Here is a 13,072-nt window from a genome sequence, read left to right as displayed (position 1 = left end):
CTGACAGCCCCAGGCGCAACGACCCAGGCTCGCCAGCCTGGGTTGCGCACGCCGCAGCGGCTCAGTGCAGAGCCGGCGGCTTCATTGACCTGCGCGCAGCAGGTTGGCCAGCTCCACGGCTGACTTCACCTGCATCTTGTCGAACACGCGCGAGCGGTGCACTTCCACCGTGCGCACGCTGATGTCGAGCTGGTCGGCGATCAGCTTGTTCGGCAGGCCCGCCACCACCAGGTCCATCACATCGCGTTCCCGCTCCGTCAGGTCGGCCAGCCGCACCTGCAGGTCGCTGCGTTCGCGCAGCTGCGCCAGGTGCGCGGCCGACTGGGCGAGCGCCTGCTCGATGCGGTCGACCAGGGCATTGTCGGAAAACGGCTTTTCGCAGAAGTCGAACGCACCGCGCTTGACCGTGTCCACCGCCGTGGGCACGTCGGCGTGGCCGGTGAGAAAGATCACCGGCATGGTGGCCAGGTCGCCCCGCACCGCCAGCAGGTCGAACAGCGCCAGCCCGCTCATGCCGGGCATGCGCACGTCCAGCAGCAGGCAGCAGGGCTGGCGCTGCGCAGGGCGGGTCTTGAGCATCGCGTCGAAGGCTTCGGCACTGTCGAACGACTCGCTGGGCAGCCTGCGCGAGCGCAGCAGCCAGGCCAGGGCCTCGCGCACGCTGGCGTCGTCGTCCACGATGTACACGGTGGCGTTGGTGATGGGTTCCATCAGGGCGGGGGCGCGGGTTGGGAAACAGGGAGCGTGAAGGTGAATACCGTACCACGCGGCTCATGGGGGGCAAAGCCGAGAAAACCACCGTGCTGCTCGATCACCGTGCGGCACAGCGACAGGCCCAGGCCCATGCCTTCGGGCCGCGTCGTGAAGAACGGCGTGAACAACCGGGCCGCGACATCGGGCGGAATGCCCGTGCCCACGTCCGTGACCGCGAATTCGACCCAGCCGCTGTGCTGGTTGGAGGCCGCGCGGCGCACGCGGATGTCCAGCACGCGGTGGCGGATCTCGGGGTCGTCCATGGCCTGCATGGCGTTGCGCGCGAGGTTGAGCAACACCTGCTCGACCATGGTGCGGTCGCACAGCACCGGCGGCAGGCCGGGCTCCACCGTGGTGTTCACCCGCACGGCCAGCTTGCGGGCCTGCAGGATGGCCAGCGGCAGGATGGCGTCGATCAGCTGCTGGGCCGACACGGCCTCGCGCGCCTGGTCGCGGCGGCGCACGAAGTCGTGCACGCTCTTGATCACCTTGCCGGCCCGCTCGGCCTGGCGGGCGATCTGCTGCATCGCCATGCGCACGTCCTGCAGGCTGTCGGGCGCCGGCGTGCTGCCGGCCCCGGCGGGCGCTTCCAGCAGGTTCATCGAGCCGGTCGCGTAGCTCGATATGGCGGCCAGCGGCTGGTTGAGCTCGTGGCTCAGCAGCGAGGCCATCTCGCCCACGGTGGCCAGGCGGGCCGTGGCCTGCAGGCGCTCCTGCGATGCGCGCGAGAGCTCTTCCACCCGCCGCTGCTCGCTGATATCGAGGAACGCGCTCATCCAGCCGGTGTGCTGGCCCTGCGCGTTGATGAGCGGCGCCTCGATGATGAGCACCGGGAAGCGCGTACCGTCCTTGCGCATGAAGACCGACTCGAACCCCTCGCGCGGCGGTATGTGCTGGCCCGACAGGCGGATGGCCTGGCGCTGGCGGTACTCGTCCACCAGCTCGGGCGGCCAGTAGGGGGCGGACACGCTCTGCCCCAGCAGCTCCTGCGCGCTGAACCCCACCATGGCGCAGAACGCGGGGTTCACGTAGGTGATGCGGCCCTCCAGGTCGCGCGCGCGCAGGCCGGTGACGAGCGAATCCTCCATCGCCTTGCGGAACGCCAGCGCATCGGCCAGGTCGCGCTCGGCGCGCAGCCGCCGGCGGTTGTCGCGCACCAGCACCACCATCACCGTGACCAGCGCGATGGACATGGCCGTGACCAGCGCCGTGAGCACGTTGGGGAACAGGCTGGGCGCGCTGTGCCAGGTGTCCATGCGCAGCACGAGCGTGGTGCCGGGCAAGTCGAGCAGGTGCTGCGCGGTGAACATGCGCGAGCCCCTGCGCGCCGCACCCAGCACCGCCAGGCGCGTGCCGTCGGCCTCGGTGAACGATGCCTCCTGGCTGCGCGTGAGGTTGTGCGCCACCAGGTTCACCAGCACGTCCTGCAGCGAATACGTGGCCACCAGAAAGCCGGTGTGCCTGCCCCCGCCGGTCAGCGGCAGGCACAGCTCCATCATTTCCGAACCCAGGCCGTCGCCGTGGGGCTGGAAGTAGCTGCTGGAGTACGAAGGGCTGCTCAGGCGGCGCGCGTTGGTGCAGGCGATGGCAGCGTCGGACTGGTGGCCTTCGCGGATGCGCGCATCCCAGGCCACGGGCCGGTAGGGCGACTGCGCATGGGTGCGCATCCGCAGGTTGGCGTCGCGCCATTCGATGCGCACCAGCTCGCGCCGGCTGCGCAGCAGCTCGGCCGCATCCACCTCCCAGGCCAGCTGGCCCGGTTCGCCCGCGTGCAGGGCCTGCAGGCTCTGCAGGTTGCGCGTGAGCGCCACGCGGATGTCGGACACCGCATCGGCCGTGTCGCGCTCCAGCCGGCTCTGCACCTGGCTGGCCTCGTAGCGCCCCGCCAGCCACACCATGGTGGCCAGCATGGAGATCACCAGCAGCACCAGCAGCGTCCACAGCGACCAGCGCCGCCAGGCGCCCCGCCAGCGCCGCAACAGGGTGCGTGGCCCCAGCTTCACAGGACGCGGTGCGACAGGGAGGGCAGTTGCAGCCGCACGCTGCGCAGGCGCTCAGGGTCCAGCGTGCCCTGCACCACGCCCGCGCCCTGGTCCTGTTCGGCCAGCACCACGCCCCAGGGGTCCACCAGCATGGTGTGGCCCCAGGTGTGGCGTCCGTTCTCGTGCACGCCGCCCTGCGCGGGGGCCAGCACATAAGCCAGGTTCTCCACCGCGCGGGCGCGCAGCAGCACCTCCCAGTGCGCCTGGCCCGTGGTGTGGGTGAAGGCGCTGGGCACCAGCAGCAGGTCGGCCCCGGCGCTGGCATGCGCGCGGTACAGCTCCGGAAACCGCAGGTCGTAGCACACCGACAGCCCCACGCGCCAGGTGTGGCCGCCGCGCGATGGCAGGTCGAACTGCACGGGCGTGTCGCCCGCTTCGATCACGCGGCCTTCGTGGTACTGCTCGCGTCCGTTGTCGAAATAGAAAAGGTGGATCTTGTCGTAGCGCGCCACACAGGCGCCGCTGGGGTCGAACACCAGCGTGGTGTTGCGCACGCGCTCAGGGGTGCTGGTCTGCAGGGGCAGCGTGCCGCCCACCACCCACAGCTTCAGCTCGCGCGCCGCGGTGGCCAGGAACCGCTGGATCAGGCCTTCACCGGCGGCTTCGCCCAGGGCCAGCTTGTCGGTGTCCTTGTGGCCCATCACGCAGAAGTATTCGGGCAGCACGGCCAGCTCGGCACCGCCGTGCGCCGCCTGCTCCAGCAGGGCGCGCGCGGCGGCCAGGTTGTCCTCGAGCCGGGTGCCGGACACCATCTGAATCGCTGCAACTTGCATCATGACACTTCTCCTGGTTTTGCCGGGGGGCTGCTGCGCGGCGGGGCCTCCGCACCGGGCAAGGCATCGCGCGCGCGGCGCGGCACGCGCACCACGCGCGGGTCGGACCAGGTGCCGTCGATGCGGAACTCCTGCGTGGCGGCCTCGATGAGCGGCCCGCGCAGGAACACCTGCGCGAGGAAGCTTCCGAGGCCGATCACCGGGTTGATGGCGGTGGCCACCAGCGACGCTGTCATGGCGTTGATCTCGGGCACCACCACCACGCGCAGGTCCTGCGTTTCGTGGTCGATGTTGGCGCTGCCTTCCATCAGCACAGCGGCGTTCACGCCCTTCATCTGCAGGTTGTTGGTGGTGGCCACGCCCTGCTCGATGCGCACGTCGCCGCGCACGAAGTCGAACGCGAAGCCCTCGCTGAACACATCGCGGAAGTCGAGCGTCAGGCGCCGCGGCAGGGACTGCAGGCTCAGCACGCCCAGCAGCTTGGCCAGCCCCGGGTCGGCCTTGAGGAACTGGCCGGTCTCGATGTTCACGTTGATCAGGCCCGTCATGGAGCGGTAGTCGGGGCTGAAGGGCGCGCCCACCCAGGCGACCTGGCCCTCCATGCGCCCCTTGCCGCGCCGGATCACGCCGGGCATGCTCATGCGAGACAACAGGTCGCCCGAGTCGCGGATGTCCAGCCGGAAGTTGAGCACCGTGCGCCGATCGGCTTCGCGCGGGCCCGAGCCTGCCGCATTGAGCACCGCCCAGTTGCCGCTGGCGGTCAGGACGGCCTCGGGCGCGGTGATGTTGAACTTGGACAGGCGCCACTCGCGCTGCGAGCCATCGCCGCCGCGGTTCTGCGCTTCGATCTCCACCCGCCCCAGCCGTTTGCCGCGCAGGTCGAAGTCGTCCACCACAATGTCGAGCGCCGGCAGCGCGCCGGGCTGCTCGTCCAGCAGCGACTCGACCTGGTTCACGTCGCTTTGCGGCATGTTCACCCGCGACAGCCGCGCGAACAGGCGGCCGTTGGGGTGGTCGGCGGAGCCGGGCTGGCGGTACTCCAGATAGCCGTTGAGTTCGGTGGCATCCAGGTTGGCGCGCCAGGTGGTGCCGTCGCGCAAAGCCCCGGCCACGATGTTGTGCAGCGTGCGGCCCTGCAGCGTGATTTCGCGCGCGCGCAGGGCGAGCGTGGTGGGCATGTAGTCCTGCGTGGCGGTCTGGGCGCTGGGGGCCGCGGCGGTTGCTGCGGTGGCCGAACGGCTTGCTGTGTCGGTGCCGGCAGTGCTGGCGGTGGGGGATGTGCTGGAGGGGCCCGAGGTGGCCTGTGTCAGCACATCCTCCCAGGCGTCGACATCGAGCTTGCCCTGGTTGATGTTGGCGGCCACGCCCTGCGCCGGCATGGGGGCCGATTCGCCGCCCGACAGGCCCACCCCGATGGTGCCGCGCAGCACCCGGGGTTGGGGGCCGCTGATGTCGCGCACATACATGGCCGAGCCCACCGCGCCCAGGTCCACGGTGATCTGGTCGCGCAGCGGCGGGGCGTCCACACCGTTGGCGTTGGTGCCGGTGTTGGTGCTGCCACTCCCATTGCTGCTGCCGTTGGTGCCATGGCCGTGGCTGCCCTGCGTCAGGCCCACCAGCGACTCGCGCATCACCTGGGTTTCAAACCGCAGGGGCAGGGTCGCGTCTGCCGCCTTGCCCAGGGGCGGCGGCAGCGCCAGCGCCAGGCCCTGCAGGTTGGTCGTGACCTGCACCTCGGGCACGCCGCGGCGAAACGACAGCGCCATCGCATATGGCGCGCTGCCCGTGGCGCGCCGCGCCAGTTGCGACAGCAGGCCCAGCTGCGGCGCCTGCTGCAGGCCTTCGGCCGTGGTCGTGCCTTGCGCGCGCAGCTGCACTGCCGATTCAGTGGCGGGTGCGTTGGCCGGCAGCGCGCGCATGCCCCCTTCGAGCTTGACGTTGCCGCCCAGTGCCATTGCCTGCACGCCCTGCAATGAGAAGCCCGCCTCCGTGAACTGCACCGCGCCGCGCGCACGGCTCAGCGTGGGGGTGTCGGGCGTGATGCGCACGTCGTTGCCCGCCAGCGTGACGCTGCCTTGCACCTTGGATTTGTTGATGTCGCTGATGGGCAGCGACAGGCGCAGCTGCAGGTCCGCAGTGCCCGTGCCGCTGGCCTGGTCGAGCGCGCCGCCGGTCATGCGGCCGAGCGGCGAGGTGGCCATGAGCGCCAGCATTTCGGGCAGGGGCCCGCGGGCATCGGCGCTGACGGCGACCACGGTGTGCGCCAGGTCCGGGATCTTGGCGTCCACCTTGGACAGCTTCAGGGCCTGTCGCCCGGCAAACGTGCCGGTGGCGCTGCGCACCTGCATGGACGATCGCTCGAAGATCAACTCGCCCGACAGGTCGGTCAGCGCCGGCCAGGGCAGGGTGCCGGCGGGCTGCAGGCTGGGTGGCACGTAGGCGTACGTCACGTCCTTCACCCGGGCGGCGATGCGGAACTCGCCCAGCTTGGGGTCGTTGAAGGGCAGGTGGTGCAGGTCGCCCTTCACGCGGAACTGCACGTTGCTGGCACTGCCCGCCACCACTGCGTCGCGCACATAGTGGCGCGAGTCGGGAGGGATGGACAGCGGCAGGTAGCGGTGTACGCGCGTGCCGTCGGCGCGGTGCAGCGTGCCGCTCAGGTCCAGTACGCCCGGAAAGCGCGACTGGTGCGACACCTTGGCCGCGTCGCTGGTGTGCCAAGTGGCGCGGGCCTCGCCCTGCGCGTCGGCGTTGGCAAACTGCACGTCGTTGGCCTGCACCGCGATGCGGCTGCCTTCGAGCTGCCAGCGCACGTCGGCGCTCAGGCGGTCCAGCGGCAGCACCGGGTCTTCGAACACCCCGGGCAGCAGGAGCGCGCCCGAGGCAATGGTCAGCGCCGCCTTGCCGCCGCCCTGGGTCATGTCGAGGTCCACCGTGGCGCCGCGCAGGCCCAGGTGCGTGGGTGCGCCGCTGCTGGTGTCGCCCGCCAAGGCCAGGCCGCGGATGCGTCCGCGCACCTGGTATTGCTGCAGCTTCTCGAGTGGACCCTTCCAGGTGGCCTGGATCTCGTCCACCTGCCCTTGCGGCGTGTAGGTGCGCACCGCGGTGTGCGCCGTCTCGCCCAGGGGCAGGCGGCTGGCGATCTGCGCCAGAGCCGCCAGGTCCAGCCGGTCCGCGCGGAATTCGCCCTGGGCCGGTGCCTTGGCCGTGGCATCGGTGTAGACCAGCCGCAGGTTGCCGCCGGGCCAGGCCAGGCCGTCGTCGGTCTCAAACTGCAGGGACTGCGTGGAAAACTCGAACCCGCCGTTGAGCCGGCGCCCGCCCATCCGCCCCTGGATGGATGGCAGCACCAGCGCCTGCAACTGCGGGCCCAGGGTGGCGTTGACGTCGGCCAGCGCGAGGTCGGCCGTGCCGCCCACGATCTGCCCGCGCTGCACATCCGCCCAGGCGCGCAGCGCGCCGCGGCCCTGGGCCACCTCGACGCCCACGTCGGCATAGTGGCGCAGCCGCGAGGCATCGACCCGCGCGAAGTGGGCGAACACCTGCCCGTTCCAGTGCTTCCAGTTGCCGTCGCGGGCGCTCAGCAGTGGCGCGCGGAACAGGCCCACCACCGTGAACCGGTCGCCCCAGCCTGCGGGTGGCGTGGCATCCAGCCGCATGTGGTGGTGCCAGTTGCCGTTGCGCAGCACCAGGTCCACCTTCTCCAAAGCCAGCTCGGGGGCGCCGCGCTGCTCGTCGGTCCAGCGCACCGTGCCGCCCTGGATGAACACTTCGCCCTGCGAAAAGATCCAGTCGGCCGCGGCGCTGCTGTCGCCCTGCTCCTGCGTAAAGTCCAGGCCCGCCACATGGATACGTCCCTGGGTGTCGCGCCGCACATCGAGCTCGGGTTGTTCGATGTAGAGCTGCTCGAAACCGCCCTTGAGCAGCGACCGCGGCGACAGCGCCACCACCACCCGGGGCAGCCGCAGTGCGGTGCGGCCAGCGGCATCGAGCAACGCCAGGTCCGACAGTTCGATGGACGGGATCAGCCCCTCGGTCTTGGCAGAGATCGCGCCGATCTTGACCGGAACCCCCAGAGCCCGTGCGGCATGCGCCTCCAGCTGTGGGCGGAATTCGCCGATTCGCGGCACAATCCAGCCATGAAGTGCGCCCCACGCGATGGTCACCAGCAGCCAGAAGGCCAGCAGCAAACCCAGTGACCACCGTGCGAGACCAGCCACGAATTTCAGCAGGCGGGTGGGGTGCGTGGTGGGAGCAATCATGTTGGAATTGAATGTGGCAGGAATTATGACCCGCGGCCCCGGCTTGGGTTCCTTACCAACGAGTGTCCTTATGTATGGGGTCCCCGGCCATGTCTGCCATGCCATCGCCCGCCGCTGACCTTTGCTGCCTGGCCCGCCCCGAGGGGCCGCTGGCCAGCCATTCCCGCTTCTACCAGCGCCTGCACCGCCGCTACGCCGACGACCTGCCCCTGCTGCCCCCTGGCCCGCCGGTGCTGGCCACGATGGAGCAGGCCTACGACGCCTTGCGCGTGCGCGGCGCGGACACCGGCACCGCCCTGCGCGTGGTGCGCCAGCTGGTCATGGAGCGGCTGATCCAGCTCGATTGCGATGAGGGGGCCTCGCTCGCCGACGTCACCCGCGCGGTGACCGAGCTGGCCGAACTGGCGCTCGACCGCGCCTGCCACCAGGCCCGCCAGGAACTCGATGAGCGCCACGGCGCGCCGCGCGGGCCCGAGGGCCAGCCCGTGCAGCTGTGGATCATCGGCATGGGCAAGCTGGGCGCGCGCGAGCTCAATGTGTCGAGCGACATCGACCTGATCTACGTGTACGAGCACGACGGCGACACCGCCGGCACGCCCGAGGGCCGCGGCCGCATCTCCAACCACGAATACTTCGCGCGGGCCGTCAAGTCCATCTACAGCCTGGTGGGCGACACCACCGAGCATGGCTTTGTGTTCCGCGTGGACCTGGCCCTGCGTCCCAACGGCAACTCGGGGCCGTCGGCGGTCTCGCTGCCCGCGCTGGAGGAATACCTGCAACTGCATGGCCGCGAATGGGAGCGCTTTGCCTGGCTCAAGAGCCGCGTGGTCGCTCCGCGCGACTGCATCGGGGGCACCGAGGTCCAGGCGCTGCGTGGCGTGGTGCTGCCCTTCGTGTTCCGCCGGTACCTCGACTACAGCGTGTTCGACGCCCTGCGGTCCCTGCACCGCCAGATCCGCGACCACGCCGCCAAGCGCAGCGCCGGCCACCCCGAGCGCGCCAACGACGTCAAGCTCTCGCGCGGCGGCATCCGCGAGATCGAATTCACCGTGCAGCTGCTGCAGGTGGTGCGCGGCGGGCAGTTCCCCGAGCTGCGCCGCCGGCCCACGCTCGACGCGCTGCCGCGCATCGCGCAGGCCGGCCTCATGCCGCAGGAGACCGCCGAGGCACTCGCCCGCGCCTATGTCTTTCTGCGCCGCGTGGAGCACCGCATCCAGTACCTGGACGACCAGCAGACGCACGTGCTGCCCACGCGCGACGACGACCTGGCCTGGATCGCCTACACCATGGGCTACCCCGACTGCTGCGCCTTCCTGCACGAGCTCGACGCGCACCGCGAACTGGTGGCGCAGGAGTTCGACACCCTGCTGGGCGGCAGCGGCAAGAAGCAGTGCAACGGCGGCGGTTGCGGCGGCCCCCGGGCGGCTGCGCCACCGCCGCCTGAACTGGAAGGCCTGCTCGAGCAACTGCCCCCCGGCTTTCGGGAGCGCGTGGCCGAATGGCGCAACCACCCGCGGGTCGAGGGCCTGCGCGACGAAGCGCGCACGCGCCTGTTCCGCCTGGTGCAGCGCACCGCGCGCTGGCTGGCCGAAGGCAAGGTGAACGAAGACGCGGCGGTGCGCCTGGTCGGCTGGCTGGAGCCACTGCTGCGGCGCGAGAGCTACCTCGCCCTGCTGCTGGAGCGCCCCTCGGTGCACGAGCACCTGCTGCACCTGCTGGGCGCCGCCAAATGGCCTGCCCGCTACATGCTGCAGCACCCTGGCGTGATCGACGAACTGGCGGGCGATGCGCTGCTGTCCGAGCGCTTCGTGGTGGAAGACTTCGAGCGCGAGCTGGCCGTGCGGCTGGCTTCGCTGCAGTCCACCGGCGAAGACGACGACGAGACCCTGCTCAACCTGCTGCGCCGCGCGCAGCACGCCGAGACCTTCCGCACCCTCGCGCGCGACGTGGAGCGGCGCATCACCGTGGAACAGGTGGCGGACGACCTGTCCGCGCTGGCCGACAGCGTGCTGCGCATCACCGCCGACTGGTGCTGGAGCCGGGTCAAGAACCGCCACCGCGACCACCCGCAGTTCGGCATCATCGGCTACGGCAAGCTGGGCGGCAAGGAGCTGGGCTACGGCAGCGACCTGGACATCGTCTTCGTGTTCGATGACGACGACGATCGCGCCCCCGAGGTCTACGCCGCCTTCGTGCGCAAGCTCATCAACTGGCTCACCGTGAAGACCAGCGAAGGCGATTTGTACGAGATCGACACCGCGCTGCGCCCCAACGGCAGCTCGGGCCTGCTGGTCACGAGCTTCGAGGCCTACGCCAACTACCAGCAGCGCCGCGGCAGCAACACCGCCTGGACCTGGGAGCACCAGGCCATGACGCGCGCGCGCTTCGTGATGGGCAGCGATGCGCTGCGCGAGCGCTTCGACGCGGTGCGCGAAGCCGTCATCACTTCCGAACGCGACCCGGTGGCCCTGCGCGACGAGATCGTGCTGATGCGCGAGCGCGTGCGCTCGGCCCACCCGGCCAAGGACGGGCGGTTCGACGTCAAGCACAGCCCCGGTGGCATGGTGGATGCCGAGTTTGCGGTGCAGTACCTGGTGCTGTCGCAGTCCGCCGCACACCCCGAGCTGCGCGGCAACGTGGGCAATATCGCGCTGCTGCGGCACGCCGAACAGGTGGGGCTGCTGCCAACCGGCGTGGGCACGGCCGCGGCCGATGCGTACCGCGAACTGCGCCGCGTCCAGCACGTGGCGCGCCTGGACGAGGCACCCACGCAGGTCGCGCCGCCCGCGCTGCAGGCCGAGCGCGACGCCGTGTTCGCCCTCTGGCTGGCCGTGTTCGGCGCGGGCCTGGGGATGTAGACCGCCGACCCCGGCGTTGCCCCAGTGACAGCGGGCGGTGACAAATGGTTGCAAGTTGCCGGGGCGCCGCCGGTCTGAAAAATTCATTAATTCAAACAACTGTTTGAATTCTGGTGGTCTAATCCGGGGCCATGAGTTTTGGTGCCCACGTCATTCCTGCCGCCCAGCGCGCCGCCCGCAGCGACGGCGAAGACACGCGTGCACGCCTGCTGCGCGCGGCCCTGCAGCTGTTCTCCGAAAAGGGCTTTGCCCAGACCTCGGTGCGCGCCATTGCCGAGGCCGCCGGCACCAACGTCGCGGCCATTGGCTACCACTTCGGTGACAAGGCGCAGCTGTACACCGCCACGTTCTACGAACCCTTTGGCAGCGGCAGCGACCTGATCCCGGTGTTTGCCGACCCGGCGCTGGACTTGACCGATGCGCTCAGCCGCTACTTCGCAGGGTTTCTGGAGCCGCTCAAGCACGACGACCTGGTCACCCAATCGGTGCGCCTGCACATCCGCGAGCTGCTGGACCCGACCCACGTGTGGCCCGAGCTGTTCGAGCGCGAGTGCCGCGCGCCCCACCTGGCCCTCGTGCAGGTGCTGTGCCGCCATATGGGCGTGACCGAGGTGGACGACGACATCCACCGGCTCGCCTTTTCGCTGGCCGGCCTGGTCATGCAGATGTGGACGCAGCGCGACGCATTGCAGGGCATCACGCCGCAACTGGCCACGGAAGCGGCCGTCGAGCAGTGGGTGGAGCGGCTGACTGGCTACGCCCTGGACATGGTGCGCGGCGACATCGCACGGCGGCAGGCCGACGCACCCCCGGTGCGCCCTGCACGCCGCGGTACTTCACAGACTCCGAGGACTTCGCACAAGAAGGCATCCAACACATGACAACCAGCAAGACCCGATTTTTGTGGGCCGCCTGCCTGCCTCTGGCCCTGGGCGCCTGTGCCATCTCGCCACCGCCCGCCCAGGTGCCCGCACCGCCGCCGGTAGCGTGGCAGGCGCCGTTGCCGCACCAAGGCTCTCTGGGAGACCTGACGCAGTGGTGGACGCAACTGGGCGACCCGCTGCTGGTCGAGCTGATCGACGCGGCGCAGGCCATCAGCCCCGGCGTGGCGCAAGCCCAGTCGCGCATCGCGCAGGCCCGGGCCACGCAGGTTAGCAGCCGCGCCGTGCTGCTGCCGTCGCTCGACGGCCAGGGCAATGCCAGCCGGGGTTTCAATGAGCAGCTCGCGGGCATTGCCACCACGGCGCAGGCCGGGCTGCAGGCCAGCTGGGAGATCGACGTGTTCGGCGCCAACCGCGCCACCAAGACGGCGGCAGACCAGCGGCTGGCGGGCGCCCAGGCGCTGTGGCACGAGGCCCGCGTGAGCGTGGCCGCCGAGGTCGCGCAGCAGACCAGCAGCCTGCGCACCTGCCTGGATCAACTGCGCGTGGCCGAGCGTGATACGCAGTCGCGCGGCGAGACCTCGCGCCTGTCCGACCTGAGCGAGCGTGCGGGCTTCACCGCCCCGGCCACCGCAGCGCTGGCCCGCGCCAGCGCTGCCGAAGCCCAGGCCCGCGCATCGCAGCAGCGCATGCTGTGCGATGTGGACGTGAAGACCCTGGTGGCCCTGACCGGCTGGGAAGAGCCCGCGCTGCGCGCACGCCTGTCCACCGCCGCGCCTGCGGCGCCCGACACGTTGTTCAGCATCGCGGCCCTGCCCGCGCAGGTGCTGGCCCAGCGGCCCGACGTGTACAACGCCGAGCGCGAAGTGGCGGCGGCCAGCGCCGAGGTGGGCAGCGCGCAGGCGCAGCGTTACCCGCGTTTGTCGCTCAGCGGCTCGGTGGGCACGGCCTGGGTGCGCACCGGTGGCGTGACCACCGACCTCAACACCTGGACCATCGGCCCGCTGGCGCTGAGCGTGCCCTTGTTCGACGGCGGCCGGCGCAGCGCGCAGGTGGATGCGGCGCAGGCCCGCTACGACGAGGCCGCGGCCCTGTACCGCGCCAAGGTGCGCCAGGCCGTGAGCGAGGTGGAGCAGGCGCTGGTGCGGCTGCAGAGCACGGCCGAACGCAACACCAGCGCACGCACGGCGGCGGCGGGCTACCGCACCTCGTTCGATGCGACCGAGGCGCGCTGGCGCGGCGGGCTGGCCAGCCTGGTGGAACTGGAGGACGCGCGGCGCACATCGCTCGCTGCCGAGAACGCGCTGGTCGCGCTGCGGCACGAACGCCAGGCGGCCTGGATCGCGCTGTACCGCGCCGCAGGCGGCGGCTGGAACGGGCAGACCGCCCTCGCCGTAGCCCCACCATTCGCTGCGGCCACCGCCGCGCGCTGAGTGATTGAAACCGTGGGAGCCGGCCGATCGCCAGCCTCCTTTTCCTGACACCGACTGGATGAACGGACAG

At 70.7% G+C, this 13,072-nt stretch carries 7 protein-coding genes; 3 read left to right on the top strand and 4 right to left on the bottom strand.

All coding sequences use genetic code 11. The annotated features are described in order from the left end of the window. Positions 1–81: 81 nt before the first annotated feature. The 4 genes from ACSQ3D_RS19400 to ACSQ3D_RS19385 are packed head-to-tail and all read right to left on the bottom strand — an operon-like array spanning position 82 to position 7,830. Positions 82–711 (bottom strand): response regulator transcription factor, encoded by a 630-nt coding sequence (locus ACSQ3D_RS19400; protein WP_056411138.1) that lies wholly within the window; start codon positions 709–711, stop codon positions 82–84. Then, entirely contained in the window at positions 711–2,756 is a 2,046-nt protein-coding gene (locus ACSQ3D_RS19395) for a two-component system sensor histidine kinase NtrB (protein WP_056411140.1), read from the bottom strand. The genes ACSQ3D_RS19400 and ACSQ3D_RS19395 overlap by 1 nt, the downstream gene beginning before the upstream one ends. After that, complete coding sequence (locus tag ACSQ3D_RS19390) at positions 2,753–3,568, bottom strand: carbon-nitrogen hydrolase family protein (protein WP_056411627.1); 816 nt, start codon at positions 3,566–3,568, stop codon at positions 2,753–2,755. The genes ACSQ3D_RS19395 and ACSQ3D_RS19390 overlap by 4 nt, the downstream gene beginning before the upstream one ends. Then, on the bottom strand, positions 3,568–7,830 hold the full coding sequence (locus tag ACSQ3D_RS19385; RefSeq protein WP_436127972.1) for a YhdP family phospholipid transporter: 4,263 nt from the start codon (positions 7,828–7,830) through the stop codon (positions 3,568–3,570). Before ACSQ3D_RS19385 ends, ACSQ3D_RS19390 begins: the two co-directional genes overlap by 1 nt. A 98-nt stretch (positions 7,831–7,928) precedes the next feature. Here ACSQ3D_RS19385 and glnE point away from each other — a divergent pair, with 98 nt between their 5' ends. The 3 genes from glnE to ACSQ3D_RS19370 all read left to right on the top strand — a co-directional run bounded on the left by glnE (position 7,929) and on the right by ACSQ3D_RS19370 (position 13,002). Beyond that, positions 7,929–10,688: a bifunctional [glutamate--ammonia ligase]-adenylyl-L-tyrosine phosphorylase/[glutamate--ammonia-ligase] adenylyltransferase gene (glnE, locus tag ACSQ3D_RS19380; RefSeq protein WP_436127971.1), complete on the top strand. Its 2,760-nt coding sequence runs from the start codon at positions 7,929–7,931 to the stop codon at positions 10,686–10,688. Between the two features lie 131 nt (positions 10,689–10,819). Then, positions 10,820–11,569, top strand: a complete 750-nt coding sequence (locus ACSQ3D_RS19375; protein ID WP_436127970.1) for a TetR/AcrR family transcriptional regulator — start codon at positions 10,820–10,822, stop codon at positions 11,567–11,569. After that, complete coding sequence (locus tag ACSQ3D_RS19370) at positions 11,566–13,002, top strand: efflux transporter outer membrane subunit (RefSeq protein WP_436127969.1); 1,437 nt, start codon at positions 11,566–11,568, stop codon at positions 13,000–13,002. Before ACSQ3D_RS19375 ends, ACSQ3D_RS19370 begins: the two co-directional genes overlap by 4 nt. The last annotated feature ends 70 nt before the right edge of the window (positions 13,003–13,072 follow it).

This window comes from Acidovorax sp. LjRoot117, from assembly GCF_964252695.1.
Taxonomy (GTDB): domain Bacteria; phylum Pseudomonadota; class Gammaproteobacteria; order Burkholderiales; family Burkholderiaceae_C; genus Acidovorax.
This window is presented reverse-complemented; position numbering and strand designations above follow the sequence as displayed.

Excerpts from the sequence above, each read along its gene's own strand:
- ACSQ3D_RS19400 (WP_056411138.1), bottom strand. The coding sequence starts at position 711 with ATGGAACCCATCACCAACGCCACCGTGTACATCGTGGACGACGACGCC.
- ACSQ3D_RS19390 (WP_056411627.1), bottom strand. The coding sequence starts at position 3,568 with ATGCAAGTTGCAGCGATTCAGATGGTGTCCGGCACCCGGCTCGAGGAC.
- ACSQ3D_RS19385 (WP_436127972.1), bottom strand. The coding sequence starts at position 7,830 with ATGATTGCTCCCACCACGCACCCCACCCGCCTGCTGAAATTCGTGGCT.
- glnE (WP_436127971.1), top strand. The coding sequence starts at position 7,929 with ATGCCATCGCCCGCCGCTGACCTTTGCTGCCTGGCCCGCCCCGAGGGG.
- ACSQ3D_RS19375 (WP_436127970.1), top strand. The coding sequence starts at position 10,820 with ATGAGTTTTGGTGCCCACGTCATTCCTGCCGCCCAGCGCGCCGCCCGC.
- ACSQ3D_RS19370 (WP_436127969.1), top strand. The coding sequence starts at position 11,566 with ATGACAACCAGCAAGACCCGATTTTTGTGGGCCGCCTGCCTGCCTCTG.